The 26,997-nt window shown below is 43.0% G+C and carries 29 protein-coding genes and 1 tRNA gene; 14 read left to right on the top strand and 16 right to left on the bottom strand.

Features of this window, described 5'->3' with window-relative positions:
• Nucleotides 1-16: 16 nt before the first annotated feature.
• From FBB35_RS29240 to prfC, 7 genes are all read right to left on the bottom strand, one after another.
• Nucleotides 17-988 (bottom strand): GTP-binding protein, encoded by a 972-nt coding sequence (locus FBB35_RS29240; RefSeq protein WP_174712548.1) that lies wholly within the window; start codon nt 986-988, stop codon nt 17-19.
• A gap of 363 nt (nt 989-1,351) precedes the next feature.
• Nucleotides 1,352-2,257, bottom strand: a complete 906-nt coding sequence (locus FBB35_RS29235) for an alpha/beta fold hydrolase (RefSeq protein ID WP_174713817.1) — start codon at nt 2,255-2,257, stop codon at nt 1,352-1,354.
• 89 nt (nt 2,258-2,346) lie between these two features.
• Nucleotides 2,347-2,787 carry a SufE family protein gene (locus FBB35_RS29230; RefSeq protein WP_174712547.1) on the bottom strand — a complete coding sequence of 147 codons (441 nt, stop codon included), beginning with the start codon at nt 2,785-2,787 and terminating at the stop codon, nt 2,347-2,349.
• Nucleotides 2,788-3,167: 380 nt separating this feature from the next.
• Nucleotides 3,168-3,683 carry an RNA-binding protein gene (locus tag FBB35_RS29225; protein ID WP_174712546.1) on the bottom strand — a complete coding sequence of 172 codons (516 nt, stop codon included), beginning with the start codon at nt 3,681-3,683 and terminating at the stop codon, nt 3,168-3,170.
• A gap of 431 nt (nt 3,684-4,114) precedes the next feature.
• On the bottom strand, nt 4,115-4,396 hold the full coding sequence (locus FBB35_RS29220; RefSeq protein ID WP_174712545.1) for a hypothetical protein: 282 nt from the start codon (nt 4,394-4,396) through the stop codon (nt 4,115-4,117).
• 3 nt (nt 4,397-4,399) lie between these two features.
• On the bottom strand, nt 4,400-6,676 hold the full coding sequence (locus FBB35_RS29215) for a M48 family metalloprotease (protein WP_174712544.1): 2,277 nt from the start codon (nt 6,674-6,676) through the stop codon (nt 4,400-4,402).
• A gap of 194 nt (nt 6,677-6,870) precedes the next feature.
• A complete protein-coding gene (prfC, locus tag FBB35_RS29210) occupies nt 6,871-8,499 on the bottom strand; it encodes a peptide chain release factor 3 (RefSeq protein WP_174712543.1) in 1,629 nt (542 codons plus the stop codon).
• Nucleotides 8,500-8,623: 124 nt separating this feature from the next.
• Between prfC and FBB35_RS29205 the strand changes: the two genes are divergently transcribed.
• Nucleotides 8,624-8,983: a DUF4870 domain-containing protein gene (locus tag FBB35_RS29205; protein ID WP_174712542.1), complete on the top strand. Its 360-nt coding sequence runs from the start codon at nt 8,624-8,626 to the stop codon at nt 8,981-8,983.
• A 42-nt stretch (nt 8,984-9,025) separates the two neighbouring features.
• Here the strand turns inward: FBB35_RS29205 and FBB35_RS29200 are convergent, their stop codons facing one another.
• On the bottom strand, nt 9,026-9,301 hold the full coding sequence (locus FBB35_RS29200) for a hypothetical protein (RefSeq protein WP_174712541.1): 276 nt from the start codon (nt 9,299-9,301) through the stop codon (nt 9,026-9,028).
• An 8-nt stretch (nt 9,302-9,309) separates the two neighbouring features.
• Here FBB35_RS29200 and hemB point away from each other — a divergent pair, with 8 nt between their 5' ends.
• From hemB to FBB35_RS29160, 8 genes are all read left to right on the top strand, one after another.
• Nucleotides 9,310-10,290 carry a porphobilinogen synthase gene (gene hemB / locus FBB35_RS29195; protein WP_174712540.1) on the top strand — a complete coding sequence of 327 codons (981 nt, stop codon included), beginning with the start codon at nt 9,310-9,312 and terminating at the stop codon, nt 10,288-10,290.
• Between the two features lie 185 nt (nt 10,291-10,475).
• Nucleotides 10,476-10,730 (top strand): hypothetical protein, encoded by a 255-nt coding sequence (locus FBB35_RS29190; RefSeq protein ID WP_174712539.1) that lies wholly within the window; start codon nt 10,476-10,478, stop codon nt 10,728-10,730.
• A complete protein-coding gene (locus FBB35_RS29185) occupies nt 10,727-11,143 on the top strand; it encodes a type II toxin-antitoxin system VapC family toxin (protein ID WP_174712538.1) in 417 nt (138 codons plus the stop codon). Before FBB35_RS29190 ends, FBB35_RS29185 begins: the two co-directional genes overlap by 4 nt.
• A 431-nt stretch (nt 11,144-11,574) precedes the next feature.
• A complete protein-coding gene (locus FBB35_RS29180) occupies nt 11,575-12,558 on the top strand; it encodes an alpha-ketoacid dehydrogenase subunit beta (RefSeq protein WP_012410204.1) in 984 nt (327 codons plus the stop codon).
• A 182-nt stretch (nt 12,559-12,740) separates the two neighbouring features.
• Nucleotides 12,741-14,153, top strand: coding sequence for a protein translocase subunit SecD (gene secD / locus FBB35_RS29175; RefSeq protein WP_174713816.1), 1,413 nt, complete (start codon nt 12,741-12,743; stop codon nt 14,151-14,153).
• The gene (secF, locus tag FBB35_RS29170; RefSeq protein WP_174712537.1) at nt 14,150-15,136 is read left to right on the top strand and encodes a protein translocase subunit SecF; all 987 of its coding nucleotides are present in this window, start codon (nt 14,150-14,152) and stop codon (nt 15,134-15,136) included. The genes secD and secF overlap by 4 nt, the downstream gene beginning before the upstream one ends.
• Nucleotides 15,137-15,208: 72 nt before the next feature.
• Nucleotides 15,209-15,622: a hypothetical protein gene (locus tag FBB35_RS29165; protein ID WP_174712536.1), complete on the top strand. Its 414-nt coding sequence runs from the start codon at nt 15,209-15,211 to the stop codon at nt 15,620-15,622.
• 97 nt (nt 15,623-15,719) lie between these two features.
• Entirely contained in the window at nt 15,720-16,190 is a 471-nt protein-coding gene (locus FBB35_RS29160; protein WP_174712535.1) for a GNAT family N-acetyltransferase, read from the top strand.
• Here the strand turns inward: FBB35_RS29160 and FBB35_RS29155 are convergent.
• The 6 genes from FBB35_RS29155 to FBB35_RS29130 form a co-directional block, all read right to left on the bottom strand.
• Nucleotides 16,153-17,091, bottom strand: coding sequence for a sensor histidine kinase KdpD (locus tag FBB35_RS29155; RefSeq protein ID WP_174712534.1), 939 nt, complete (start codon nt 17,089-17,091; stop codon nt 16,153-16,155). The genes FBB35_RS29160 and FBB35_RS29155 overlap by 38 nt on opposite strands.
• Nucleotides 17,092-17,189: 98 nt before the next feature.
• Entirely contained in the window at nt 17,190-17,798 is a 609-nt protein-coding gene (locus FBB35_RS29150; protein ID WP_174712533.1) for an L-threonylcarbamoyladenylate synthase, read from the bottom strand.
• A gap of 72 nt (nt 17,799-17,870) precedes the next feature.
• The gene (gene prmC, locus FBB35_RS29145; RefSeq protein WP_174712532.1) at nt 17,871-18,761 is read right to left on the bottom strand and encodes a peptide chain release factor N(5)-glutamine methyltransferase; all 891 of its coding nucleotides are present in this window, start codon (nt 18,759-18,761) and stop codon (nt 17,871-17,873) included.
• A gap of 25 nt (nt 18,762-18,786) precedes the next feature.
• Nucleotides 18,787-19,596, bottom strand: coding sequence for a Tic22 family protein (locus tag FBB35_RS29140; protein ID WP_174712531.1), 810 nt, complete (start codon nt 19,594-19,596; stop codon nt 18,787-18,789).
• A gap of 601 nt (nt 19,597-20,197) precedes the next feature.
• Nucleotides 20,198-20,271 (bottom strand) — tRNA-Pro (locus tag FBB35_RS29135).
• Nucleotides 20,272-20,555: 284 nt separating this feature from the next.
• On the bottom strand, nt 20,556-21,104 hold the full coding sequence (locus FBB35_RS29130; RefSeq protein ID WP_114081160.1) for a GNAT family N-acetyltransferase: 549 nt from the start codon (nt 21,102-21,104) through the stop codon (nt 20,556-20,558).
• A 486-nt stretch (nt 21,105-21,590) separates the two neighbouring features.
• On the opposite strand from FBB35_RS29130, the gene FBB35_RS29125 reads away from it, so the two are divergent.
• Both FBB35_RS29125 and FBB35_RS29120 read left to right on the top strand, forming a co-directional pair.
• The gene (locus tag FBB35_RS29125) at nt 21,591-22,310 is read left to right on the top strand and encodes a hypothetical protein (protein ID WP_012410214.1); all 720 of its coding nucleotides are present in this window, start codon (nt 21,591-21,593) and stop codon (nt 22,308-22,310) included.
• 179 nt (nt 22,311-22,489) lie between these two features.
• Nucleotides 22,490-23,401: an alpha/beta fold hydrolase gene (locus FBB35_RS29120; protein WP_174712530.1), complete on the top strand. Its 912-nt coding sequence runs from the start codon at nt 22,490-22,492 to the stop codon at nt 23,399-23,401.
• A 68-nt stretch (nt 23,402-23,469) separates the two neighbouring features.
• Here the strand turns inward: FBB35_RS29120 and tsaD are convergent, their stop codons facing one another.
• Complete coding sequence (tsaD, locus tag FBB35_RS29115) at nt 23,470-24,519, bottom strand: tRNA (adenosine(37)-N6)-threonylcarbamoyltransferase complex transferase subunit TsaD (RefSeq protein WP_174712529.1); 1,050 nt, start codon at nt 24,517-24,519, stop codon at nt 23,470-23,472.
• Between the two features lie 278 nt (nt 24,520-24,797).
• Between tsaD and FBB35_RS29110 the strand changes: the two genes are divergently transcribed.
• The 3 genes from FBB35_RS29110 (at nt 24,798) to FBB35_RS29100 (ending at nt 26,278) form a co-directional block, all read left to right on the top strand.
• Complete coding sequence (locus FBB35_RS29110; RefSeq protein WP_174712528.1) at nt 24,798-25,292, top strand: Photosystem I reaction center subunit III; 495 nt, start codon at nt 24,798-24,800, stop codon at nt 25,290-25,292.
• 40 nt (nt 25,293-25,332) lie between these two features.
• Complete coding sequence (psaJ, locus tag FBB35_RS29105; protein WP_174712527.1) at nt 25,333-25,482, top strand: photosystem I reaction center subunit IX; 150 nt, start codon at nt 25,333-25,335, stop codon at nt 25,480-25,482.
• A 274-nt stretch (nt 25,483-25,756) separates the two neighbouring features.
• Complete coding sequence (locus FBB35_RS29100; protein WP_174712526.1) at nt 25,757-26,278, top strand: photosystem I reaction center protein subunit XI; 522 nt, start codon at nt 25,757-25,759, stop codon at nt 26,276-26,278.
• Nucleotides 26,279-26,352: 74 nt separating this feature from the next.
• Here FBB35_RS29100 and gmk read toward each other — a convergent pair whose 3' ends face one another.
• Entirely contained in the window at nt 26,353-26,964 is a 612-nt protein-coding gene (gmk, locus tag FBB35_RS29095) for a guanylate kinase (protein ID WP_174713815.1), read from the bottom strand.
• Between the last annotated feature and the right edge of the window lie 33 nt (nt 26,965-26,997).

Below are 26,997 nucleotides of genomic sequence, written 5' to 3'. Positions count from 1 at the left end.
AATCCCCAATCCCCTTTTATGCTAGACAGGCGAGAAAATCTTCCTTGAGTTTGGCTGCATCAAGGTTGCGACCGATGAAGACTAGTTCGTTTTTGGGGGTTTCGCTGGGTTTCCAAGGGCGATCGGGTTTGCCATCAAATATCATGTGTACTCCTTGGAATACAAATCGATTCTCTTCTCCAGCAATATTTAAAATTCCTTTCATCCGAAAAATATCTGGCCCTTGGGTACGCAGTAACTCGGAAAGCCAAGTGTTTAACTTTTCTCCATCCACAGCACCTGCTTCTACTAAAGCCACAGAAAACACAGTTTCATCGTGTACGTGGGCATCTTCGCCTAAAAAATCTGGATCTATCTCTAATGCACGGTCTAAATCAAAGGCTTGTACACCTAATAAAGCATCCATTCCAAGTTCAGAATTTTGGGTACGGTAGATTTTTGCGATCGCATTCATCGCCCGAATCCGTTTTTCTAATTCATCTAACTCTTCTGGCGCTACTAAGTCTGTTTTATTAAGTAAAATTACATCGGCAAAAGCAATCTGTTCTTGTGCTTCGTCTGCATCCCAATGCTGCCAAATATGCTTGGCATCTACTACCGTCACCACAGCATCTAAAGACAATTGGCTTTGCAAATCTTCATCCACAAAAAATGTTTGAATCACTGGTGCAGGATCGGCTAATCCAGTCGTTTCAATTACTAAATGGTCAAATTTATCGCGCCGCTTCATCAAATTGCCAATGATGCGAATTAAATCGCCGCGCACTGTACAACAGATACAGCCATTGTTCATTTCAAATATTTCTTCATCTGCATCGATAATCAATTGATTATCAATACCCACTTCCCCAAATTCATTAACAATCACAGCAACTTTTTTGCCGTGTTCGTAGGTGAGGATGTGATTGAGTAGAGTCGTTTTACCTGCTCCCAAATAGCCTGTAAGAACAGTAACGGGAACTGAATTGTCAATTAGGTCAGCCACCATACTCTAAATTCCCCTTATCTCACCTTATGGATAATCATTATCGCCTATGATAAATCTTTTTATTAAAAGCGGCAGTGGTCAGATCCCCGACTTCTTTAAGAAGTCGGGGATCTGACCACTGCTAAACACTCATAATTAAATTACAGAAATTACGCAATAACTCTCTGAAACTCTTATTCCTTTGTGTCCTTTGCGTCCTTTGCGGTTCGTTTTATCATGATTTTGCGTAAGTCCTAAATTAATTTTCATCTCACACCAAGAGGTGAAAAATCATTTTGCGTTTTGAGGTAGGGATTTACTGTTTTATCGGTGAGAAAGTACCTTTTTTAGCTTATGCAAAGGCGCAGAGAAAGAAAAGATATTTTATAAAGATAACAAAAAATCTTGAACTACTTCTAAAACAACGGTTGGGTATTCTTCATGCAATCCCAGAGAACCGGGTATAACAACGCTTCTAATTTCTGGTAAGGCTACCAAAGCGTTCATTTCTTCTCGTGACTTAGGGGGGCTAGATTCCCCAATTACTACCATGATCGGTACGGTTAAAGACTGCACAAGTTGAAGAAAATCTGACTGTTCGCGTACAGCATCAAGATTACCAGTTACAAAGGCAGCAGATGCAAATCGCGCTCCTGGTTGTTGAGTTGTTTCCCATTTCTGCTCAATAAAACTAGGTGTAATTTTAGCCGCGTCAGTAAAGACATGACGGCGGTACATGAAACTTAAGAAAGATTGGGTAGTGTTGAGTTTGTAGAGAGCTTGACCAAGTATAGGCGATCGCACCAATCCTCTCACAATGCCAGCTACTTGGTGACTTGCCCCCATTGTCGGCAAAGGGCCACGCCAAGTAGGAGCTAACAATACAATTTTTGAGAAAGCAGCCTGCTTCACAGCTAATTTTAAAACGTAACTAGCAGCATGACCAGCCGCCACCACAGTAATGGGAGTATTAAAAATAGCTTTGACAAAATCTTCCAGAAAGTGCTGATATATTTCCGGTCGGTAATCCAAGCTAGGGCGAGAAGATTCACCAAATCCAGGCCAATCTATGGCTACAACTTGAAAATTGGGAGCGAGTAACTTAGCAAGTTCGCCTACTTCTAAACGTGTCGAAACACTGCTGAAAGATGGTAATAGCAATAGCGGTGAACCTTTACCAAGGGTTTCATAAACAACGCGCAATTGCTGATTTTCCCAGTTCCAGAGATATTCTTGAACCACTCCACCAAAACCAGCAGCAGCAGGGGTAGATAATAAATTTGTTGACATGAGACTAAATTTTGGTAGTTGTACCTTATTTGTCATTTGTCCTTTGCTAATGACCAATGACAAATGACAAATGACTAAAATAACCAAGTTTAGTTAGGCAAATCTAACTTACATTCCAATGCTTTTTTTTGCATTGTTTTAAAAATGTTGTAAAATCCATTAGCACGGGAAGGTGTCAGACTAACGTTTAAGCCTGTTTCTTGAATAAAATCTGGGGTAAGTTGGACAATTTCAGTTGGCGTTAGTCCCTGTAATCCTTCAACTAAAAGCCCTACTAATCCTTTGGTTAACTGGGAATCAGACTCGCCCTGAAACACAACTTTACCGTTATCCAAGGCTGCTGTAATATAAACTTGCGACACGCAACCAGGAACTTTATTTTCGGGTAATTTTTCAGCTTCTGGGAACTCATTGAGCTTCTGAGCATACCAGATTAGCTGTTCGTAACGCCGCTTCGGTTCGGAAGCGCGTTGAAAGCGCTGGACAATTTTAGCAAGCGCAGGTGGCAAAGAATCTAGAGTTGAGGACATAACAGAAGCTGCAAACGATCGGTCTTACTTGAGTGTAGATTATCTTCAGAGCTATCGCGCCTTTGATTCTTTTAGCAGTATGAAGCTAGCCATTACTGACTGTAACTTGTCAAATCCAGATATTCCTGCGTAGGTGCAGCCCGCCGTAGGCATCGCATCCATTTTCAGTCAGGCTTTTAATGAACCTAACTACAAAAACTTAATTTTTTTCTAAGCAGCTTTTAGCAGCAACTCTATAGAAATTACGTTGTATCGATATGCACTTACAAAAATAGCTGCAAGTAGCCTTTAACTAAGCAGCCAGATGATAATCAACAATTAAAAATTAAAAATCAAAAAAAATTCTGACTTTTAATTTTTAATTTCTCTCCCTATAGGGATTAATTCGTAGTTTGTGCAGCTAGCATCTGCTTCAGCTTTTCTAATTCCGAAGCCCAACGAGGATCTGGACGAATAGCGTCTGAATCGGTAGTTGTTGTTGTGCTGTTTTCGCGGGAACCGCCGCCACCGCCTCCACGACGGGGCTTTTTAGAGCTTTTCTCCCGACGGCTACTTTCTCTACCTTCTCTATTAACGGCAGGAGTGGGCGTACTACTACCAGCGTGAACTGGTTTAGGAGCTTGTTCGTCGCCCTCTTCACCCTTTGTCCGAGGTAATGCCTTTTCTAGCTTAATGGCAGTGTCTTTAAACATCTGACCATTATATTTTTCAATGATTTCATCAGCTTGTTCGTCATTGTTGACGGTAAGAAAACCGAAACCACGACATTTGCCAGTTTTGCGGTCTTTAATTAATTTAGTAGTTACAGCTTCACCTTCTGCTGCAAAAACTGCTTGCAAATCTTGACGATCGATTTCTTCTTTAGGCAAATTACCTATATATAGGCGAACGGACATGAACTATACCTCCAGAGTTAAATGAACATGGCAAGGCGAGAAAACAATCACTTGGCTTTGGCTTTTAATTTAAATAGATGCTATTGACCAAGACTGCCATCAACCAATTTTTTGCTCGAAACTGTCAACCTATACAATACAGTTTTTCGTCGGGATCAAGCTTTTTTAATCCAAAGGCCCACACAATGGTGAGCTAATAACACCTTAATTCTAAGAATTGTAAATTTAATAGCCTATTGCCTGCTAAAGTACACGCTTTCTTCCATGCCTTTTTCGCAGAATCAAATACCATTCCTTACATTACCACGGTATTTTCTACGTAGCTAGTTTAGCGCATACATTTCTAACGTTAGTATTACTGCATCGTAACATAAAACACATTTTTTTATTCAAGGGAGCATAATTTGAAACAAAAACCAGCCGATGGCTGGTTAGTTTCCTGCTGTGTTGGGAGGATAAAAAGGTATGGAGGGGGAAAAGCATCCGAATTCATAACTAAGCTGTAGTGCTGAGTTATGTTGGCTGCGATTGTTTGTGTAAATAAATGTAACACTTTGAAAGAAAACCTGCAACTTTTGTTTACGTTCTGGTTTGTCATTTGTCAGTTGTCCTTTGTCCTTTGCAAATGCCCAATTCTCAATTCCCAATACTTCTCTGCGAGACGCTAGGCGAACGACTTCGCTCAGTACAAGTTCCCAATTCCCAATTCCCAATAATTAACCAGTCAGAAAAACGTATGCCCCCCAAGCCTGTGCTGCAACTGCCAAAAAAGTAGACCAGATGGGATGAGGGCTATGAATGGTTTTACCACTTTGGGTTTCTAAGGTGTGGACATCGATCCAAGGTGTTGCTCCTCGCCGGAACCAACCTGTGACGATAATTTGGCGACCGATCAAATCCTGATGATTCACTGACTGTCCTAGCCAAGAAATGTGGTGTAATTTCACCAAACCCGCGCTGGATTGCAGAATTAAATCTTGCGCTAGGGAGTTGCTAGTACCTTGACGACCTAATAATTTGCCCACCAGACGCACGCTGACGCTATCAATAGGTAAGGCAGAAGGGTCAGCTAATAAGTTCGGTAGGTAGTCGTCAGTTTGTACGGTGGGGGATTTGATATCGGGGAAAAAAGAATTAATCCGCATCACTGTACCGACGCTAAAGCCAATTAGAAGGCAGCCTGTAATGAAAGACCAATCTTCATATATCCACTTTAGATTCAAAAACTTGAGTGCAAATGCTAGTTGCCAGGTTAACCAGACCAAAGCTGCAAACAGAATCCCTAAAGGAATTCCTAACCAGGGAGCGATTTGTAATAAGAAAGACTGACGCTTCACCCTTGATGGTTCGCTAGCAAAATGTAGTTCGGTGTCTAGATGCCAGTGACGGGCTATTTTACAAAGGCGTTCGATGCGATCGCCCATCAAAGGATGACTATTATTAATCGTAAACCATTGACGATAGGGATTGGCGGTATCCCACTTCAAAAATGATTCAAAAGATAAATTGCTGGCAATAGTGCCCAAAGAAAGGCTCTGTTGGTGGCTAACTGGTGTCAGGAGATTTAAGCTTTCCAGTTGCCAACTCGTTTGTTCCTGTTTTTGGATATCAGCTGCAATGCCAATGGAAATTTTGAGTAAAGCGCGAATCAAGGCGTTGGGATTACCGGTGATTTCAGATGCGACGCGATCGCTATAATAAAGCCGCAACCGCGACAACCACAATCCAGTCCCAGTTAACAAACCCCAAAGTCCATAAACGAGACTAGCCACAATTGTCACCGGCCAGCGCCAAATCCCTGATATTTTGTCTCCAAACTCTGATATTTGCTGATAAAGCTGATGAATTGGTAGTGTCACCAGCAGCAACAAAGACATTACAGAAAAATCCCAGTGAGCAATATGCCCTAGCTGCGTAGCGTAAATAATCGCGATTTCATCATCTGCCAATTGCTCTAATAGCCCTTGACTCACAACAATCCTGGCATTACGTGGTAAACTACCGTAGGTCAGGATAATTGGTGCAGCCATTGGCAAGATCCGCAGTTTGGGTAACGGCCAGTGGCGCTGTTGACAACAACGTTGTAGCACCCGCACAGCTTCCCGGCTATGGGCATTCAATACATCTTTGGGAAATTCTCGCTGACCATATAAGTTCGCCAGTAGCAGATCCAGTAACCAAGGTGATACTCCGATCAAAATCACCAATACTATTAGTAACAAGTTAGTAGGGTTGCTGTATAAAAGCTGTACTGGCTCCAGATAAGGTAGTTTGACTAAAGTCAGGTTGATCAATCCCATTGCGAACTTGAGGATTTCTCGCATCAACCAAAATAGTGCAATGAATGTTCCTGCTGTCAGCAGCCGTAAAGGAATTAATTTCGGTTTACGTAGGGGTTGCCATGCTTTGGCGCGTTGTGCTTGTCGCCAATAAATAACACCAAATAATTTAGCTTGGGTGCGGGTAACAGAACCCATGAAACCGTTTAAAGGTGCAGCAGGTGGTGGTAATGGTGTAGCTACCGTAGCTTTGAGTTTAGGTAGTGGCACCATCGGCGGGGTGTCGTCGCTCTTGGTTTCTATTACTTGCTCTTCTGGCTTTTCCTCTAATGTATGGTTTACCGGAAGGGTAACTGGGGGAGAATCTGGAGGAGGATCTGGAGTTGAGTTATCAAACGCTACAAATCCAGTTTCGACATTTTTTGATTCTTGATCGCGTTTCTTACGTTTTGTCAGGTGTTCGAGAGCGCGTGTTGCCCACTCTTGAACTTGCGGATTGTTACTCTCAATGAGATTCTGGGAAATAGTGATCGCTTGGGAAACTTCGCCAGTGCGAGCATAAGCCATCACTAAACCAACCTGGGCTTGTAAGCTAGCAGTACCATTGCTTTGGCTGCTAGCAATAGGTTCTAGTTGAGCGATCGCTGTTTGGTAATTTCCCTGCTTGAGGGCAATTAAACCAGCCTCCAAAGACGGTTTGGCATGTGAAGGCATACAAATTCTGGCACTCCAATCTCTTCTAGGTGATCCACGTTTGTGCGAAAGCGCGAACCTCGGATGCCGTGGAACTCAACCGCGCCCGAGTTTTGCTTGTCTAAGTGAATTGATCAAGCAAGAATGCAGAAATCAAGTGTCAGAATTCAGTTGAGTCTTCTCTGAATTCTGGATTCTGGATTCTGTATTCTTCTTCATCCCTCCACTGGTTGTTGACTAGAAAATACTGGAGCGATCGCGCTTAATTTTAACTCTGGATGGTCGCCCAGTAACTGTTGACAATTCCATTCATTACGGAATAGCAACACTGGCCGTCCCATGCTGTCTTTAACTGTAGTGGTATTGAATATTCGTCCCACCTTTTCCAATGCTTCCCAACCACCCTCAACCCAACGGGCGACACTGTAGGGCAATAAATCTAATATGGTTTCTACACCATACTCGTTTTGTAAGCGAAACTGCACTACTTCAAATTGCAACTGACCCACCGCCGCCAAAATGGGATCGCGCTTGGCTTCATCAGTTGAATACATAATTTGCACAGCACCTTCTTCTCGCAATTCCGCAACGCCTTTTTGGAATTGTTTAGACTTCGAGGGGTTGGGATTCCTCAGAGATGCAAACAGTTCCGGCGAAAAATACGGAATCCCCTCATATTCGAGCTTTTGTCCCGTGTAAATTGTATCCCCGATCGCAAAAACACCGGGATTGTTCAAACCTATCACATCGCCAGGATAAGCCACATCAATCGATTCTCGCTCTTGAGCAAAGAGTTTTTGCGGGCGAGATAGACGGATGAGTTTACCAATGCGAGCGTGATTCACCATCATATCTTTTTCAAACTTACCAGTACAGACCCGGATAAATGCGACGCGATCGCGGTGTTTCGGATCCATATTCGCTTGTAACTTGAAGACAAACCCCGAAAATTCCGGGTATGTAGGAGCGACTTCACCCACACTGCTGTAATGAGAACCGGGTTTAAGGGCATATTCGAGGAAATACTTGAGGAATAACTCTACCCCAAAGTTGGTCATGGCACTACCAAAGAACACAGGTGTCATTTTGCCTTCGTGTACCAACTGCAAATCTAGTTCTGGCCCAACTCCTTCTAGGAGTTCTAAATCATTTTTCAGTTGGTAGTACAGGCTTTGTTCTAGCTGTTCTTCTATTCTCGGATCGCCTAATTCTACTATCGTATCACGGGCTTCTCGGCTACCGTGGGCACTGCGTTCAAACAGGTGTATTTGTTGCTTGTGTCGGTCAAAAACACCTTTAAAGCGATCGCCCATACCAATCGGCCAGTTGACTGCATAAGTTTGCAACCCCAATTCTTGCTCAATTTCATCTAACAGTTCTAAAGGTTCTCTTCCGGGGCGATCGAGCTTGTTGATAAATGTAAAAATCGGGATACCCCGCAACTTACACACTTCAAACAATTTGCGGGTTTGGGGTTCCAAACCTTTTGCCGCGTCAATCAACATCACTGCATTATCGGCGGCGGCGAGAGTGCGATAAGTATCTTCACTGAAATCTTGGTGTCCGGGAGTGTCTAATAAATTGATTTGACACTTCTGGTATTCAAATTGCAATACCGTAGAGGTAATAGAAATACCCCGTTGTTGCTCCATCGCCATCCAGTCAGAGGTAGCCTTACGCTGTGCCCGCCGTGCCTTAACCGCCCCAGCTTCGTGAATTGCACCTCCGTACAGGAGTAGCTTTTCTGTTAGTGTCGTTTTACCCGCATCGGGGTGAGATATAATCGCAAAGTTGCGGCGCAGTTCAACCGCTTGAATAAGTTCAGACTGAAGTTCAGTAGACATAATTGTATTTGTTTGTTAGCTAGCTTAATTTTTTTTGACTCTGGCAAGTCTTTTAATCTTAAGACAACGATGCTCGTGATAGGGTCGTAGTATAACCAACAATCTAACTAAAGAGGAGAAAGCAATGTACGACACAGACAAGCGAAAGCTTCTATCAGCCTTGTCGCATGGAGCGATTTTTTTCAGCACAACATTGGTATCTGTAGGTGTCCCTATCACCATACTCCTTGTATCTGACGATCCTGTTGTTAAAGAAAACGCTAAAGAATCCATCAATTTTCACTTTAATGTCTGGTTTTATGGTGCAATTCTGGGAGCGCTGTTTTTTCTATTCGGTTGGTTAGTGCTACCTCTATTATTATTGGGGCCACTAGCTGGTCTGGGATATCTATTACACTGGGGATTAACAATTTGGGCGCTTATCGGAGTTTTCAGCAATCCTGATATACCCTTCCGTTATCCCTACATTTTCCGATTTCTTTAGAAGAAATTATCATTGGGCATTGGGAATTGTTAGTTATTTTTATTAAGCTGTTGTGCCTTGATGCACACAAGCAATCGTCAGGATTTTGCCAACAGAAGGTCTGACGATTTTGAATTTTGAATTGCTTATTATGTCGTTTTTTTCCCAGTCCGTTGGATAGGTGCAACCAAGCTGTAGAATACAAAATTGCCCCACAACTTGATTAAGAGTAGGGCAAAGGACAGTTAAGCACTGTTTGTAGTCTGTCTGACGGCAGGAAAATTTTAGCCTGCTTTTGTGACGCTTTATTTTGTGTCCATCTGCGTTGTTTTTCTTCATAAAATTTTATGTTTCCTACACACCGCCCCCGTCGTCTGCGTACTCATCCCCAACTGCGCCGGATGGTTCGTGAAACTGTTTTAACAACAAGCGATTTAATTTACCCATTATTTGCCGTACCAGGTGAGGGAATCGCTAATGAGGTGAAATCCATGCCCGGAGTCTACCAACTTTCGGTAGATAAAATCGTTGAAGAAGCAAAAGAAGTTTACGACTTAGGAATTCCTTCTATTATTTTATTTGGGATTCCGGCTGATAAAGATGTAGATGCAACTGGTGCTTGGCATGATTGCGGTATCGTCCAAAAAGCAGCGACGGCGGTAAAAGCAGCAGTGCCAGATTTGATTGTAATTGCTGATACTTGTTTGTGTGAGTACACTAGCCACGGTCATTGTGGTTATTTACAAGTTGGTGATTTGACAGGACGAGTTTTAAATGACCCAACTTTGGAATTGTTGAAGAAAACAGCAGTTTCTCAAGCCAAAGCCGGTGCCGATATCATTGCGCCTTCAGGGATGATGGACGGATTTGTGCAAGCAATTCGTCAGGGTTTGGATGAAGCAGGATTTCAAGACACGCCGATTTTGTCTTATGCTGCTAAGTATGCTTCGGGTTATTATGGCCCATTTCGCGATGCCGCAGACTCGACACCGCAATTTGGCGACAGACGAACTTATCAAATGGACCCAGGTAACGCCCGCGAAGCAATTAAAGAGATTGACTTGGATGTCGCCGAAGGTGCTGATATGCTTATGGTTAAGCCAGCCTTGGCATACATGGATATTATCTGGCGCGTGAAGGAAGCGAGTAACTTACCCGTTGCGGCTTACAATGTTTCTGGCGAGTATGCGATGGTGAAAGCTGCGGCTCTCAACGGTTGGATAGATGAAGAGCGCGTGGTTATGGAAACTTTAACTGGGTTTAAACGGGCTGGTGCAGACTTGATTTTGACCTACCATGCCAAAGATGCGGCGCGATGGTTGAAGTAAGCTAGGCATATTGAATACTAATTTAGGGGTAAATCTCACGCAGAGGCGCGAAGACGCAGAGTTGTGTTTTGGTGTTTAGGCGTGAGATTCTTTGTATTTTGGGTTTGGCTGGTGCAAAATTCAAAAAAAATCTAACTAATCCGCGTTATACTTGTCATACGTGTATTGCAAGTATGATAAAAGTTATGCTCAGTGTCAGGCTGGACGAAGAAACAGAACGGCAGCTAGCCGATATTTTGGCTCACGAGCAAATGGAAAAGAGTGAATTGATCCGACGCTTAATTGCTGAACGCTGGCTAACCTTACAAGCGGGTAAAACCTTGCTAGAGAGGCGAGGTGCACACCCTGAACATCTGCTACAAAATGCACCAACGGATTTATCGGAACGCTCAAACCGTAAAAAAGCGATCGCTCAATATCTTAACAAGCGCCATCCATGACCTACTATCCGCTTATACTTGCGGATAGCGGGTTTTTGTTTGCGTACTACAGCGCCAGAGATCAGTATCACCAACAGGTGCGTCGCTTCTTTGAAAAGTGTACTTCTAGGCTGGTGACTACGCCCATTTGTATTGCAGAAGTGGTGTGGTTGCTCAACTTTGATTGGCGTACACAAAACGAGTTTCTTCTAGATGTTGCTAAACAACTCTACGAGTGTGAGCAAATATTGCCGCAAGATTTTTCGCGCATTGCTGAGTTAAATACTCAGTACAGAGATTTACCAGGGGATTTTGCAGATTTATCCTTGATTGTCATTTCAGAGCGTTTGGATATTGCTGCAATCGCTACTTTGGACAGTGATTTTGATATTTATCGGCGTTATCGGAAAAAGCCTTTTGAGCGGGTGTTTTAGGGATGCGATCGCTACTTGATTATAGTTTTTTCAGAGGACAGCACTAGCTAAAATTCCTAAAATTTGATTGATATATTTTGTTTAGTCAATTTGATGGCGGGTTTTGCCGAGGATACTTATCTTCTAAAAAACCTGACATTAAATTGGTATTTTTCAATCAGGAAGCTTTAAATGTATTTTATACGTTGGCTTTGCGTCTTATTACATAAATAAATCAGCAGATTTGCCAGAGTGAGAGGCGATCGCTCATCAAGCTCATAAAACATCTAAAATCTAAATTAAATAGCTTTGATATAGTTATGGCAATTACTCGCTCTATGTTTGGGGCAGTTCGTTTAAAAAACCCAATCTCTAACTAGTGCGATCGCTCACCGTATTTGCGACAGCAGCACGATAAAATTCTAAAACCATAATCGTACTAAAAGGTCTAAATGGCAGAAACACTATTCTTCAACGCCTTACGCGAAGCCATTGATGAAGAAATGGCCCGTGACTCCAGCGTATTCGTTCTCGGTGAAGACGTAGGACACTACGGCGGTTCCTACAAAGTTACCAAAGACCTGTACCAAAAATATGGCGAACTCCGCATTCTAGACACCCCCATCGCTGAAAATAGCTTCACTGGTATGGCAGTAGGGGCAGCCATGACAGGGTTGCGTCCCATCATCGAAGGCATGAATATGGGCTTTTTATTGCTCGCCTTCAACCAAATATCCAACAACGCTGGGATGCTGCGCTATACTTCCGGCGGTAACTTTAAAATTCCGATGGTAATTCGCGGCCCTGGTGGTGTAGGAAGGCAGCTAGGTGCAGAACATTCCCAACGATTAGAAACTTACTTCCAAGCTGTACCAGGATTGAAGATTGTTGCCTGCTCGACACCAAGAAACGCCAAAGGACTACTAAAATCAGCTATCCGCGATGATAATCCCGTGTTGTTCTTTGAACACGTTTTGCTTTACAACTTGAAAGAAGATTTACCAGAAGAAGAATATTTACTACCCTTAGATAAAGCCGAAGTTGTGCGCCAAGGAAAGGATGTCACAATTATCACTTATTCTCGGATGCGGCATCATGTGCTGCAAGCAGTAAAAACACTTGAAAAACAAGGTTACGATCCAGAAGTTATTGATTTAATATCCCTTAAACCATTGGATTTTGATACAATCGGTGCATCAGTACGTAAAACCCATAAAGTCATTGTTGTGGAAGAATCAATGCGAACTGCGGGTATCGGAGCAGAAGTCATCGCCTCAATAAACGATCGCTTATTTGATGAATTAGATGCGCCAGTACTGCGGCTTTCTTCTCAAGATATACCCACGCCTTACAACGGCAATCTGGAACGACTAACAATCATCCAACCAGAGCAAATCGTGGAAGCTGTGGAAAAAATGGTGGCATTGCGAGTCTAAGGAATAGGGACTGGGGAGCAAGGGGACAAGGGGACAAGAGGGAATTATTGAATAAGTCTCTCCCTTGTCTCCCCCCTCTTCCTTGTCTACCTTGTCTCTTATTCATGCCCAATTACCAATTCCCAATGCCCTAACTCCTCAAAAGAGCGCTATTATAGCGTTTGTCAGTTGCGAGTTATGGTATGCAAAGACAGCGATCGCTATTAATTTTGATTTTAGTCATGATAATCGCCGCTTTTACGGTGATTGCGACAATTCCGATACCCCTGGGACTGGACTTGCGGGGAGGTTCACAGCTAACAATTCAGGTGAAACCATCAGCAGAAATTCCCAAAATCACCGAACGAGAATTGGAAGGTGTGAAGAAAGTTGTCGAAGGCCGGATTAATGGTTTGGGTGTTTCTGAGCCACTGATCCAAACAGTCGGCGCAGATAAAATATTGGTGCAACTACCAGGGGTTAACGATCCAGAGCAAGCCGAACGGGTGTTAGGCGGTACAGCACAGTTAGAATTTCGTACCCAAAAGCCAAATACAGAAATTCAACTGCGTGCTTTCCAAACATCTAGAGCCGAATTGAAAGTCAAGCAAGAAGAGTTGAGAAAGAGTACTGACAAAGCAGCAATTGTCAAAAATCAAGAAGATTTACAAAAAAGTAATCAAGCGATCGCAGAATTGTTTGAAAGTACTAATCCACCACTAGGTGGCAAATACCTCAAGGATGCTTATGGTGAACCCACTCAAGGTAACAACTGGCACGTTACCATTCGCTTCGACCAAAAGGGTGGTGAACTGTTTGCCAATTTGACGAAAAATCTCGCCGGTACTGGGCGAAGTATAGGTGTTTTTCTAGACAATGAACTGATCAGCGCTCCTACCGTGGGTATAGAATTTGCCGCCGCAGGTATTACTGGCGGCTCTGCCGTAATTACAGGAAGATTTACCGCACAAGAAGCTAATAACTTGGGTGTACAGCTACGTGGTGGTGCATTACCCGTACCAGTAGAAATCGCAGAAAGGCGGACAGTAGGGGCAACATTAGGTAAAGATAGTATTCAAAGTAGTATTTATGCTGGAGTTGGTGGTCTGACTTTAGTATTAATATTCATGGTGGTTTACTATCGACTACCAGGATTGATTGCGGATGTGTCACTAGTGATCTATTCCCTCTTAACTTGGTCAACCTTTGCTTTATTGGGCGTTACCCTAACTTTGCCGGGAATTGCTGGTTTTATCCTCAGTATTGGGATGGCGGTTGATGCTAATGTACTAATTTTTGAACGGACACGTGAAGAATTACGAGCAGGTAAATCTCTGTATCGTTCTGTAGAATCTGGTTTTTACCGAGCATTTTCTAGTATTTTAGATAGCAACGTCACTACATGGATTGCTTGTGCTGCCCTGTTTTGGCTGGGGTCTGGTTTAGTCAAAGGTTTTGCTCTTACCTTAGCTTTGGGGGTGGCTGTGAGTATGTTTACCGCAATTACTTGTAGTCGGACATTGCTGTTTTTGGCAATTTCAATTCATTCCTTGCGGAAGACAGAACTTTTCTGTCCAAACCTGCCAACATCGAATAAGGCAGAGGTGACTCCATGAAACTGAGTATTAACAAATCGCGATCGCTTTGGTGGGCTATTTCTGTTGCGATTATTCTTGCCGGTATCATCTCAATGGTGATTTCTTGGCAACAACCCAATATTCACGCCCCCTTACGCCCTGGTTTAGATTTTATCGGTGGTACAAGGTTACAGTTTGTCCGAGATTGCACCAAACCAGGCAATTGTGACAAACCAATTGATATCAACGCTGTCCGGGAAGTAGCAAAAGCGCAGGGACTAGCTGATAGCAGCATCCAACTTATTTCGGAAAATGGTGCAGAAAATGGTGTACTAATTCGCACAAAAGATTTGACTGTCGATCAGCGCACCAAGTTGCAAAATGCTTTAAGCGAAGAAATTGGGGTTTTTGATCCGCAAAAAAATCAAATTGACTCTGTTGGCCCTACCCTGGGAAAAGAACTGTTGAGGTCTGGGATATTAGCTCTGATAGTTTCCTTCATTGGTATTACTATCTATATGAGCTTCCGCTTTCAGTTAGATTATGCTGTGTTTGCGATCGTTGCCCTATTTCACGATATCTTGATCACAGTTGGGGCTTTTTCAATTTTGGGTTTGGTAGCGGGCATCGAAGTAGATAGCCTTTTTATCGTCGCCTTACTGACCATCACAGGTTTTTCAGTCAACGACACAGTGGTGATTTACGATCGCATTCGGGAAACCATTAAAATCAATCCTGAACACCCGATTGCCGAAATTGTTGATGATGCGGTTAACCAAACTCTGACAAGATCAATCAACACGACCTTAACCGTTTTGCTGACATTAACTGCGATCTTTCTATTTGGCGGAGAAACACTGAGAAACTTTTCCCTAGCTTTGATTATTGGCTTCACAATGGGAGCTTATTCGAGTATTTTCATCGCCAGTACTCTCCTTACATGGTGGCGAGAAAGGGATGAATCCCAAGTGGTAGAAAGCGTAGAGCCGATTGATACATCCGCCAGTTCTCAAGATAGTTAAACTTGTGTGCATTTCACAATTGGGTTAAAGCATTTTAAATTGCTCACCTATGCTTTGGAATTTTATTCTTCTATGGATCAACCTGAAGAACCATTAATCCCTAATCCAGAATTTGAGAACTCTGACGCATCCTTTATTCAACAAGTACAAAGGCTACATAAGCTGACATTATACGGTAGATGGCTGTTTGTCGGCTGTTTGTGGCTCACCATTGGGCCTGTTAGCTTGTGGGGTCTACGTGCAGAAATTTCTCTGTGGGAACAATATTTTACCTGGGTAGCGGTGCGATATGGACTCTTCTACCATCCACTGTCTACCTTCGGTTTAGCCTTTTGCATTGGGATGACTGCTGCTGTTTTAGTTTGGCAAAGTCGGAATATCTTATTTGGACTTCCAAAGTCGGAAAAACAACGTTTAGAAAAACAAGTTTATCGAATACGTCAGCAGGGGCCAAGTCATCCTCTGTGGAAGTGGGTTTGTCATTAATTTTTCTTTCTCGTTGCATATACATATACACGTACAGCAATTTTTAGCAAAATATGGCTTAAATATACAAAGATATTGCCAAAAGTGGATGCCATAAATGAACGAGTCTCAGATTCAATTTAGCGAACGCAAATCTGAAATTGACCTTTACCAACTCCAAGAACTGTTAAACGTTTCAGCTTTCTGGGCAAAGGGACGCAGTATTGAAGATTTAGGTATAGCCATTGCCAATAGTGAACCAGTGATTTATGTCTCGGATAGCGATCGACTTATTGGCTTTGCTAGAGCAACATCTGATGGCATATATCGCGCCACAATTTGGGATGTTGTCATTCATCCAGAGTATCAAAGTAGTGGGTTGGGAAGCAAGTTATTAGAAACCGTTTTGTGTCATCCCCGCATGAGGTGGGTTGAGCGCGTTTATCTGATGACTACTCACCAGCAGGGCTTCTACGAAAAGATGGGTTTTCAAACCAACACCACCACTACAATGGTGCTACACAACCTAGCTAACCATGTTTTTGTTGCTGCTACAGAAGTTCAGCTTCAGGAATCACTAGGGGGATAGAGATTTGTAGTCTGGTAATCTCCTGATGTGGTTCCTTGGCAATGGTCGAAGGCAAAATTTCTAACTTTCCTCCCATAACTTCCACTAAAGTCTGATTGATTAATAACCTCATTCCTGGAGAAAGAGCAGCCTTTTGATCAATCTGGATCTGCTGCTCGTCAGATTTGAGCAAATCAATCGGCTCGCTCGAGGGTATGGCATGAGTTGGAACATCCAGCCAAATTGTTACAAAATTATTTGTAGGTAAGATATTGCTAGAAATACAAATACTGCCTTCCTCCATTTGAGTAATGGCAGTGTCTATTAAACTAATCAATATTTGGCGGAGCCAGAGATAATCTGCTAAAACATAAATTTCTGGATCGGCGGGTAACAATTGCAAGGGAAAATTGCGATTAGCCGCCAGCATATAAGTTAATTTATGAACATCTTCCAAAATTTGCGCTAACGGTCGAGGCTGAATATCTAATTTATTAGTACCGTGTTCCGTTCTCGCAACGGTGAGAATTTCATCTATCAGCTTGAGTAGCTTCAGCGTTCGTTCGTGAGCTTGGCCAATAAATTCTCGTTCTTCAGCCGGATCTTCACATAAATCTGACAAAATTAATTGATGTAAGCCAATCAAACCATTGAGAGGCGATCGCAATTCATGGGTAGTTCGTGCCAAAAAACCAGCTTTAAACTGGCTCATTTCCCTTGCCATAAAGTATGCCAACTGCGTTTGCTGTAGCTGTTGTGATATCGGTGGCATCTCCTCTTGCTCTAATGGCGCTATTAGGGATGAGCTAGATGAAACATTTGCTGATGCCTGCGGCGGGCGTAGCCATAGCACAAATAACCGATAGAAAATTATACCTAGTGCGAGTCCTGCTCCTAGATATATCCAGTTGCTCCAATTCATAATTTGGCAGTTATTAACTTGTTAATTGACCACAACAGCGCAGCCTAAAGTTCCAGATTTCTCTGTTGTGAAAATCAGGAAAACAACATTATAACTACCTATATTTGGTTATCACTCGAAATATCTAACTTTATCGCACCTTGTCGTAAAATCTGCCAATTTATGCCTGTCCATTTCGCAACGGTGGAAGGTATACCCATTGCTGCTGTTTCACCCTGACATTCTGTCGTTGTTAGAGTCAAAACCTGGGGAAACTGAGTCTCAATTTGTGCCATCGTTTGCAAAGGTGGCTGACCGGAAAAATTAGCGCTAGTGGTAGCAAGGGGGCCTGTTTGCGCCAAAATAGTTCGAGCGATCGCACTGTTCGGGACTCGAATACCAATTGTCGTTGGATCGATAGGGTTCATAACTTTTGGCAATCGTTCACTTGCTGGCAAAACTAATGTCAGCCCTCCTGGCCAATGTTTCTCAACTAGTTCTTGCCAAACTTTATACTCGTTTTCACTACCTTTAACATAGAGCCACAAATCTTCAGCACTAGCAGCCATCAAAATTAAAGGTTTGTCTTGACTGCGTTGCTTCGCCGTAAAAATTAACCCAGCTTTTTCTGGTATCGCCGCAAGTGCAGGAACAGTATCAGTAGGAAAGCTTACCAAAAGACCAGCCTGTGCGCCAGCTATTAGATTTGTTAAAGAAACTTGTGTCATTTTTATGGGTACAGGTATAGAGTATGGAGCATTTTCCCTATGCGCTATGCCCTATGCTCCATACCCTATTTCCTAACTTTTGTAGGCCAGGGCAAAGCGTTCAATTCCAGCTAAATCAGCGTGAATTTGAATCTTACAATAGCTACCTTGATTTTGCAAAAGTTCTCGCACTGCATCCGCCTGCCCTGCCATCATCTCAATTAACCATACACCGCCAGATTGTAAATAACTGGGAGAACTTTCTATCAAATGGCGAATGCAATCTAAGCCATCACCGCCACCATCCAAAGCTAGATGTGGTTCATGGTTAACTACTTCTGGTTGCAGTGTAGGTAAGGTGCTGGTGGGTATATAAGGAGGGTTCGATACCATACCACTAAACTGACCTTTGAGAAATGCTAGTGGCTCCCACCAAGAACCTTGATAAAATTTAATCCGGTCAGCAAAACCCAAATTATCGGCGTTGGTTTGGGCGATCGCTAGGGCTTCTAAACTATAATCAACTGCATGAATTGTTGCTTTTGGCAAGACATCTGCTAATCCGATGGCGATCGCTCCACTGCCAGTACCTAAATCTGCCCAATGTCCTGATACACCGCTAGCTGCTGCTAAAGCTAAATCAATTAAGCTCTCTGTCTCTGGTCTGGGAATCAAAACGGCACTTGACACCGCAATTTGAAAGTTACGCCAAGGTGTCACTCCGGCAATATACTGCACTGGTAAGCGATCGTTTAATCGCCTTTGCCATAGCTGGTCTAACTTTTCGAGAGGTAATTGCAGCTGAATTTGCGGCCAGTTTTTAAAAGACTCCAAACGCAGTGCCAAGCGGTCTAACCCAGCAACTTCTAAGAGTAGCCAATCTACCTCCATTGTTGGGACATTAGTGGCGATCGCTGCTTCAAGGGCTGCATTTCGCCACTGCCAAAGTTGTAAACCAGAAACTATCAGATGCTTCTCCCCCATGCCTCAACCTTGGAGTACATAACCGTTATTTTTTCGGAGCAGGTGCAGCAGCTGGGGATTGATTCGGCGCAAGTGAGCGAATAAAATTGATGGACTCCCGTGATGGATACAAAACAATTTTATTGATACTAGGGTCGGTGCTGCTATTGAGAGCCTCCATAACACCGTACAAATCCACTACCTGAATTTCAGTGTTCTCTGCTTCCTTGGGCACGGCTTTTTTGAATTGGTCTAACAGAGCCACTGCTTGCTCTTTTTCAAAAAAGAATGGGATGTACCGCTCGTTGCCTTTTGCTAAGGGAATGGTCAAATAGCTATTATCTTTCTTAAATTTGGGTACAAATAAAGGAATCCCATTGAATTGCTCCCCTTTTTTACCATTTTGATTCAGCATACTTGTTGCTGAAGCTACCTGTGCTTGCGTCGGGACTAAAGTATAAATTACAGAGTCTGATTTCTTTTTGCTTTCTTGGACTATTTTATAGTAGTCTGCCAGGGATAAAGGTCTCACCTGTAAAGTGCTTGCCAATTGGGGATTTTCTTTTTTGAGCCGATTATCAAGGAATTTTTGAGCATCTTGCTTGCTAATAAAAAATCCTACTTGTGAGATCGGCTTGGACGCGTTGTTTTTCCTCGAAAGAACTACGAATTCACCTTTAGGGTTAGTAAGGGTGAATACAGGTACTTCTTGGAGCTTTTTCACTATCTGATCTTGTGGCAACGCTACCGCCTCTAGATTGCCTATTCCCGGTAAATTGCCTATTCCTGAAAGTCCCGCTAAAAATACACTGCCAGCTATACCTAATGTTGCGCCCAAGCGGATAAATGATTTCATGACTGCTCCTCGCATCAATAATCTAATTAAATTAAACAAATGGTTGGATTTGCACAGCACCAACTAGCTTTAGTTATATAGCAATCTATTTGAGTTGGAAAAAATTCATTGTGCGCGTTGAGGTTCAGGTTAAGCGTCAACGGTCAAAATCCAATATTCCCCAAGTATTGATGGTTGCTATAGTATCGTTTTCACAAATCGACAGTACTAAAGTTGTGTTCTTCTCGATTTTGCTTTGCTATTCACCACGAAATGCTGTAGATGCCTACTATATGTCTTCTCAAACGGTGAAAAGTTTCTTAGTCTCTCGACCTTAGATATGATAAATGCCATTCTATCGGCTTTCTCTAATATCGGGTGACGCTATTACTTAATCAATCGTTCCATCTGCGCTTGCTTTAATATCTTCTCAAATCGATACAAAGTCCAGTATCAGCAATATCTTACCGCTTCAGGGTGAAATTTGCTCGTTAAGCTTCAACATTCAATCCAACACCATAACAGGAAAATTGCGATTATCCGTAAAAACGTACAATTTAATTGCATTGCGTAGCAAGTAAACTTTGTCAATTTACTTTAGCTATTAAACATATTACTTAAATCGGGATGACAGGATTTGAACCTGCGGCATCCTGCTCCCAAAGCAGGCGCGCTACCAAGCTGCGCTACATCCCGGTTATACTCATCTACTTTTGGGACTTTGGTTTTAGTTTCCCATTAAAGCGATCGCGCTTTTCCAAAAGCATTAAGGTTATTATATCACATCATACGGCTTATGCCTAATCTTTTTTCCTTTGCCAAGAACAAGATAGATTAGATTTTTACACTGATAAAGGTTTTTTGCCGACTTAGTTCTACAAGATATATACTTGCGCCCTTGTCGGCTGAACCTTTCAAAACTACATCAAGACAATAGATTTTCTCATGCAAATCGGATCGGGTTTTATTTTGATTGAGCGCTAGTGAGGATACCAGAACATGCCTTTAATGCCTTCTGGATCAGCCATAAACCCCATAGTCCGGTAGAAATCTACAACATGGGGATCTGCAAAGAGAGTGACATTACTAATTTCTTCACTTCTCAGTTTTTTGAGAACGTATTTCATCAGTGCTTTACCCAGTCCTTGACTTTGAAAGTCTGGGTGAACCACCACATCCCAAATAGTGGCATTAAACGCGTGATCTGAGGTAGCGCGGGCAAAACCAATGAGCCGCTTTTGGTTTCCTCTCACCTGCCACATTGAGGCGACAAGAAAACTATGCTCAATAGCTTTTTTCACTTTTCTTAGAGGACGACGCGACCAACCAACTGCATCACAGAGTTCTTCTAGCTCATACAGGTCAATATCTCGCTCCGTACTGAAGACGATGCGAGTTTCCTTTGAAGAAGCTTCGCTAATGCTGCTGGGGTTGGAGTTGCCCGCAGCATCCACACGTTCTTCAAAGGGGTTTGTCCTAGTTGTCGCTACAGATTCAGGAGTACTAAACCAAGTTTTCCAAAAACCCATGCCAACGTGGTTCGGGTAGTATAACTAAATTGATTTCCACTCTCAGGAGTGTTGATTCACGTCTGACATAGCTAGCTCCATTTGCTACCCCTTACACTCAAAATTTTTCGGTTGTTTTCGGGATTTGCAATGGTAACAGCTATTTAGAGCGTGTTTCACACCAATCATTTTCAACTTTAGCATTTTGTTGTAAAGGCTAGGAGAAATTCCCCAAAAGTAAGGATATAAAGTAATTCAAAATTCAAAATCATTTTCTATTGACTCATCCTCTTGTTGGCTAAAGGAATTGAACACCGAAGTTATGATGGTCAGAAGTCTCTGCTTAGAATGCAAAATTTAATATGGAAAACCAAATCCTGATAATTGCTCGTATGGAGCTTAAATGCAGGTTAGCTTAGGAGTGAATTGTATACAAGAGATTGAGTATTTGGGAAAATTTTTCCCTAGTCCCCAGGTGATGAAAGCAAGCGAGTCTTACCCTTAACAATGGCTTCTGGTTTAAAATCTTCAACACTGGAACTTCTAAAGCGCTTTAACCGAGCGTTTCCCCAGTTTTATGAGCAATTCGTCAGCAGTGAGATTCAACTGCAAAATTTGCGATTAGCCTACCGTCTGTATAAAACTAGACGCGCTGTGATTGAACTGAAACCGGAAGGTAGTAAAAGTGCTTTGCATTTTGCTTACCGTAACCAGTCTTTTCTCCTCAGCGATATTTTTGGTGTACTAGCAGCTTATGGGTTGACTATTCACGGTCTGAGCCTATACGGTCAGATCCGTCCACCAATGTTAGTTTTTATCAAATTGTTGGTATCTCGTGGTAGTAAAGCCTTGACCGAGAAAACCGCAGAAAATGTCTGTCGTGCCATCCGCGAGGCTTTAGGAGGTCGATTTGAGGTAGAAGAGATGCTGGCTGTAGAATTTAATCTTGATACTGGCTTAGAGCAGGTACAAACTGAGTTCTATGTCGATCCGGTCTTTCATCTCCCTGCCTTGGTGATTGAAGCCGATAATCAACCAGGATTATTCTACAAAGTGATGTATGCCATCTGGCAGGAAGACCTGCTGGTAGTCAATGCCAATTTATTGGTTTGGCGTGGACGTACACGGCTAATTCTCTACTTATTGGGGCCAAATGAAAGCCTTATTCCTGAATATCTCGGTCACAAAATTGCCGAAGGAGTGCGACAGAGGTTGCTGGGGAAATGAGAAAAGTGAGGAGTTATGAGTTAAGTAATTCGTAATGGGCTACGCCCCGCTTGGCTAATGTAATTCGTAATTAAAAATTAACAATTCCTAACTCTTAACTCCTGTACAGACGCGATTAATCACGTCTCTCTTCCTATTCCGTATTTAGTCGCACCCACCCTTCGGGGTACGATATAAACATGGCAACTATCGAAATCTTGGGCGTTCCACACGCATACGAGCTAACGGCTCCCACTTCCTGCCCCCACGCTTTAGTATTTATTCACGGTTGGCTCAATAGCCGTGAATATTGGCAACCTGTGATTTCCCGCCTATCAGATGATTTGCAGTGCCTTTCCTATGATTTGCGGGGTTTTGGTGAATCCCAGTCCCAGGTACAAACCGATTTTAGTCGGGCACAAGCGTCTCTGAGTCTGATGCCCATCTCGAATAGTGGGCTTGGCTCACCAATCGATTCTCTTTATACTCCTGTTGCTTATGCTCAGGATTTAGCCATTCTCCTAAAACAGTTGAATATTACTAGTGCTTGGCTAATTGGTCACTCCTTGGGAGGTACGATCGCTCTTTGGGGAGCAGATCAAATACCTGAGTGTGTTAAGGGAGTTATCTGTATTAATGCTGGCGGTGGTATTTACCTCAAAGAAGCCTTTGAGCAGTTTCGCTCGGCGGGTCAGAAATTTTTGCAAGTCCGCCCGCGTTGGCTCTCCCAAGTGCCTTTGATTGATTTGCTGTTTACGAGAGCCAGTGTAGTGCGTCCTTTAGACCGCCATTGGGCACGTCAGAGGCTGATTGATTTCGTTGTGGCTGACCCAGAGGCAGCGTTAGGAACTCTGTTAGATTCCACAACGGAGGAAGAAATCAATCGTTTACCTGAGCTAGTATCCCAACTGAAGCAGCCAGTTTATTTTTTGGCTGGTGCTGAGGATAAGGTTATGGAACCCAAGTATGTACGCCATTTAGCTAGCTTTCACAGACTGTTCCAATACTGTGGTGACAATGTTCTGGAAATTCCTAATTGTGGACATCTGGCTATGTTGGAACAGCCGGATGAAGTGGCCGATCGCATTCGGTCGATAGTCATTAGTGATTAGTTATTGGGAATTAGGCATTGGTCATTAGTCATTAGTCATTAGTCATTGGTGGTTACAAGGACCAATAACTACTCAATAGGGTGATATAACTTCATCACTTGGGTCAGCGCTAACCTAGACTCAACGCCTAGTGTGAGGGGCGACGTATGACCATGAGATAGATGATCGGCGGCGGCACAGCCGATCATAGCGGCATTATCGGTACAAAATTTCAGAGGCGGGAATAGGACGCGGAGGTTATGTTTAACGGCGGCAGCTTGGAGGTTTTTTCTCAACCCACTATTAGCTGCTACACCGCCACCAATGGCAATTGTATCTAGACCATAGTCTAGGGCACAGGCGATCGCTCTTTTGGTTAGCGATCGCACTACGGTTTCCTGAAAGCTAGCTGCTACATCTGCCACTGGCACTTGTCCACCATCTTTTTCTAGTTGCTGCACTAAACGCAATACAGCCGTTTTTAACCCACTAAAACTCGCATCATAACGATGAAACCCACCGCCAGGTAAAGAAACTTTTCCTTCTGGGAGAGCAAAGGCTTGGGGATTTCCTTGTTGTGCCAACTTGTCAATTACTGGCCCACCGGGATAACCTAGCTTTAATAATCGCGCCACTTTATCAAAGGCTTCACCCGCAGCATCATCACGGGTTTGCCCCAGTGTTTCGTAATTACCACAATTTTTGACGAAAATCAAGCTTGTATGTCCGCCAGAAACTAATAAACTCAAGAAAGGGGGATTTAGACTTGATTCGCTCAAGTAAGTTGCATAAATGTGACCTTCGAGGTGATGAACTCCCAAAAATGGCTTTTTGTGTACCATTGCTAGGGTTTTGGCAGCAGTTAACCCCACCAAGAGCGCTCCTACGAGTCCAGGCGCACAAGTGGCGGCAATTGCGTCAATTTGTCCCCAGCCTAGCTGGGCTTGCTCTAAAGCTTGTGCGATCGCAACATTTATCGTTTCCAAATGCTGGCGAGATGCGACTTCCGGCACTACCCCACCATACTGCTGATGGACTGGAATCTGCGAGGCGACAATACTGCTACAAACTTTACGATTGTTAACAATTGCGACGGCAGTTTCATCACAGCTAGTTTCTATTGCTAAAACGGTTGTCATTGAGAGTAATCAGTGCTGAGTCTGGAGTCCTGAGTAACAGACAGAAAATCTTTGCTTCTTTACTACCCTACAACAATTCTTTACTCAGCACTCAGCACTCAGCACTCACTACTCAGAACTCAATTTTGGTTGAGAAGCTTTAACTTTTATTTACTTGAACTTTACTCGGTTCCCACCCAAGAGTATGATGACTTCCTAGTTATGCAAATAAACAGCTGTACAAGCCGCTTCGTTTTGTACAAAGAACTTCTTGTTTTGTAATAAAAGGAAACAACTCTATGCGACGATTGTTTGCTTTGATGTTAGCGATTTGTCTTTGGTTCAATTTTGCCTCCCCAGCACAAGCTTTAGGGGCTAATTTGACACCGTGCAAGGACAATCCCGCTTTTCAAGAGCTAGCAGCTAATGCCCGCAATACTACCGCCGATCCCCAATCTGGGAAAAAGCGGTTTGAGCGTTATTCTCAGGCGCTGTGCGGCCCTGAAGGCTACCCTCACTTAATTGTTGATGGTCGTCTAGATCGGGCTGGTGACTTTTTGATTCCCAGCATTCTGTTTTTATATATTGCTGGTTGGATTGGTTGGGTAGGTCGTGCCTACTTGCAAGCAATCAAAAAGGAATCTGACACTGAACTCAAAGAAATCCAAATCGATCTTGGTTTGGCACTACCTATAATCGCCACCGGTTTTGCTTGGCCAGCAGCAGCAGTCCAAGAATTACTCTCTGGTAAATTAGCAGCCAAGGATTCAGAAATCCCTGTTTCCCCACGCTAAATTCAGCTTAACTAATTCATTCGTTTTGGAGACTAAATTCATGGCAGACAAAGGCGATCAATCATCATATTTTATTAAGTTTATTTCCACAGCACCTGTGGCAGCTACCATCTGGCTGACAATCACAGCAGGTATCTTGATTGAATTCAACCGCTTTTTCCCAGACTTACTTTTCCACCCACTGCCATAAGTGGAAAATGGAATTTAGCACAGTTAAATTTCTTGTGTTTTTCCTAAAATTATGTATGTTGATATATTCAGCTTAGTTAAGCAGAATTATCACTAAAATAGGCAGCACAAAGAGTTTTTTGAAACTCGTGATCCTGTTTACAGATCGCGAGTTTCACACTTTTAAAAGTAGCTAAATTAATTTTTCTAAACTTCTTAGCCAAAAGAAATCTTTGGCTACAATTATTATTAATATAAAAATGCCACCATTTTAAATTTAGAGGCGAACATAAAATATGGCACAAGCTGTAGACGCATCAAAGAATCTCCCCAGCGATCCCAGAAATCGGGAAGTTGTTTTCCCTGCATTCCGCGATCCGCAACTGGGCAACCTAGAAACCCCGGTTAATGCTTCTCCCTTGAGCAAGTGGTTCATTAATAACTTACCTGCCTATCGCCCAGGTCTGTCTCCTGCTAGACGCGGTTTAGAAGTTGGCATGGCTCATGGTTACTTGCTATTTGGCCCCTTCGCCAAATTGGGCCCACTGCGGGATACAGCTAACGCTAATTTGGCTGGGTTACTGGGAGCCATCGGCTTAGTGGTTTTGCTCACCGCTTGTCTATCCCTGTATGCTAATAGCAATCCACCCAAAGCACTTCCTAGCGTTACCGTGCCTAATCCCCCGGTAGATGCTTTTAACTCTAAAGAAAGCTGGAACAACTTTGCCAGTTCTTTCTTAATTGGTGGTATTGGTGGTGCAGTAGTTGCTTACTTTTTGACTATTAACCTGGGAATAATTCAAGGTTTATTTGGTTAATTTAGAAATGAAAAGTTAGGAGTGAGGAGTTAGAAGTTATAAATTTTAACTCCTCACTCCTGTACAAGACGCGATTAATCGCGTCTCTCCAAATTTATCAAAACCGTTTCAATGTCATGTAAAGCAGTTTCAAAATCGTCATTAACGATTTGAATATCAAATTCTTCTGCGGCTTGAATTTCTTCTTGGGCGCGGAGTAAACGACGAGCGATCGCTTCTTCAGAGTCTTGGGCGCGAGAGCGTATCCGTTTCTCCAATTCATCAAAAGAAGGCGGTAAGATAAAAATGCTGAGGGCACTGGGGAAGGAAGCACGAATTTGTCTTGCGCCTTCTAACTCGATTTCTAGCACTACCAACTTGCCAGATTGAATTTGGTTAAGTACAGCTTCACGGGGAGTGCCGTAATAGTTACCAGCAAATTCTGCCCATTCTAAAAACTCACCTTCAGCCACTAATTGTTCAAATTTGCTAAGGCTGACAAAGTAATAATTTTTGCCATCAATTTCTCCTGGACGGGCAGATCGAGTCGTTGCGGATACGGAAAAATAAAGTTCTGGATGACGTTGTAGGAGCGATCGCATTAAAGTGCCTTTACCAACCCCACTAGGGCCAGTCAAAACAATCAACTTGCCTAAATGTAAGCATTCTTCGGTGGTAGCACTACTCTTGATGGGTAAAACTGGCATTATCCCCTCAACCTGTGAATCAATCAATAGATA

Origin of the sequence: Nostoc sp. TCL240-02, assembly GCF_013343235.1 — a bacterium.
Lineage (GTDB): Bacteria > Cyanobacteriota > Cyanobacteriia > Cyanobacteriales > Nostocaceae > Nostoc.
Note: the sequence above shows the minus strand (reverse complement) of the source record. Positions and strands in the feature narration are given on the sequence as shown.

What these genes read in the sequence shown, in the direction of transcription:
- FBB35_RS29240 (WP_174712548.1), bottom strand. Translation starts at nt 988, where the DNA reads ATGGTGGCTGACCTAATTGACAATTCAGTTCCCGTTACTGTTCTTACA.
- FBB35_RS29235 (WP_174713817.1), bottom strand. Translation starts at nt 2,257, where the DNA reads ATGTCAACAAATTTATTATCTACCCCTGCTGCTGCTGGTTTTGGTGGA.
- FBB35_RS29230 (WP_174712547.1), bottom strand. Translation starts at nt 2,787, where the DNA reads ATGTCCTCAACTCTAGATTCTTTGCCACCTGCGCTTGCTAAAATTGTC.
- FBB35_RS29225 (WP_174712546.1), bottom strand. Translation starts at nt 3,683, where the DNA reads ATGTCCGTTCGCCTATATATAGGTAATTTGCCTAAAGAAGAAATCGAT.
- FBB35_RS29215 (WP_174712544.1), bottom strand. Translation starts at nt 6,676, where the DNA reads ATGCCTTCACATGCCAAACCGTCTTTGGAGGCTGGTTTAATTGCCCTC.
- prfC (WP_174712543.1), bottom strand. Translation starts at nt 8,499, where the DNA reads ATGTCTACTGAACTTCAGTCTGAACTTATTCAAGCGGTTGAACTGCGC.
- FBB35_RS29205 (WP_174712542.1), top strand. Translation starts at nt 8,624, where the DNA reads ATGTACGACACAGACAAGCGAAAGCTTCTATCAGCCTTGTCGCATGGA.
- FBB35_RS29200 (WP_174712541.1), bottom strand. Translation starts at nt 9,301, where the DNA reads ATGAAGAAAAACAACGCAGATGGACACAAAATAAAGCGTCACAAAAGC.
- hemB (WP_174712540.1), top strand. Translation starts at nt 9,310, where the DNA reads ATGTTTCCTACACACCGCCCCCGTCGTCTGCGTACTCATCCCCAACTG.
- FBB35_RS29190 (WP_174712539.1), top strand. Translation starts at nt 10,476, where the DNA reads ATGCTCAGTGTCAGGCTGGACGAAGAAACAGAACGGCAGCTAGCCGAT.
- FBB35_RS29185 (WP_174712538.1), top strand. Translation starts at nt 10,727, where the DNA reads ATGACCTACTATCCGCTTATACTTGCGGATAGCGGGTTTTTGTTTGCG.
- FBB35_RS29180 (WP_012410204.1), top strand. Translation starts at nt 11,575, where the DNA reads ATGGCAGAAACACTATTCTTCAACGCCTTACGCGAAGCCATTGATGAA.
- secD (WP_174713816.1), top strand. Translation starts at nt 12,741, where the DNA reads ATGCAAAGACAGCGATCGCTATTAATTTTGATTTTAGTCATGATAATC.
- secF (WP_174712537.1), top strand. Translation starts at nt 14,150, where the DNA reads ATGAAACTGAGTATTAACAAATCGCGATCGCTTTGGTGGGCTATTTCT.
- FBB35_RS29165 (WP_174712536.1), top strand. Translation starts at nt 15,209, where the DNA reads ATGGATCAACCTGAAGAACCATTAATCCCTAATCCAGAATTTGAGAAC.
- FBB35_RS29160 (WP_174712535.1), top strand. Translation starts at nt 15,720, where the DNA reads ATGAACGAGTCTCAGATTCAATTTAGCGAACGCAAATCTGAAATTGAC.
- FBB35_RS29155 (WP_174712534.1), bottom strand. Translation starts at nt 17,091, where the DNA reads ATGAATTGGAGCAACTGGATATATCTAGGAGCAGGACTCGCACTAGGT.
- FBB35_RS29150 (WP_174712533.1), bottom strand. Translation starts at nt 17,798, where the DNA reads ATGACACAAGTTTCTTTAACAAATCTAATAGCTGGCGCACAGGCTGGT.
- prmC (WP_174712532.1), bottom strand. Translation starts at nt 18,761, where the DNA reads ATGGGGGAGAAGCATCTGATAGTTTCTGGTTTACAACTTTGGCAGTGG.
- FBB35_RS29140 (WP_174712531.1), bottom strand. Translation starts at nt 19,596, where the DNA reads ATGAAATCATTTATCCGCTTGGGCGCAACATTAGGTATAGCTGGCAGT.
- FBB35_RS29130 (WP_114081160.1), bottom strand. Translation starts at nt 21,104, where the DNA reads ATGGGTTTTTGGAAAACTTGGTTTAGTACTCCTGAATCTGTAGCGACA.
- FBB35_RS29125 (WP_012410214.1), top strand. Translation starts at nt 21,591, where the DNA reads ATGGCTTCTGGTTTAAAATCTTCAACACTGGAACTTCTAAAGCGCTTT.
- FBB35_RS29120 (WP_174712530.1), top strand. Translation starts at nt 22,490, where the DNA reads ATGGCAACTATCGAAATCTTGGGCGTTCCACACGCATACGAGCTAACG.
- tsaD (WP_174712529.1), bottom strand. Translation starts at nt 24,519, where the DNA reads ATGACAACCGTTTTAGCAATAGAAACTAGCTGTGATGAAACTGCCGTC.
- FBB35_RS29110 (WP_174712528.1), top strand. Translation starts at nt 24,798, where the DNA reads ATGCGACGATTGTTTGCTTTGATGTTAGCGATTTGTCTTTGGTTCAAT.
- psaJ (WP_174712527.1), top strand. Translation starts at nt 25,333, where the DNA reads ATGGCAGACAAAGGCGATCAATCATCATATTTTATTAAGTTTATTTCC.
- FBB35_RS29100 (WP_174712526.1), top strand. Translation starts at nt 25,757, where the DNA reads ATGGCACAAGCTGTAGACGCATCAAAGAATCTCCCCAGCGATCCCAGA.
- gmk (WP_174713815.1), bottom strand. Translation starts at nt 26,964, where the DNA reads ATGCCAGTTTTACCCATCAAGAGTAGTGCTACCACCGAAGAATGCTTA.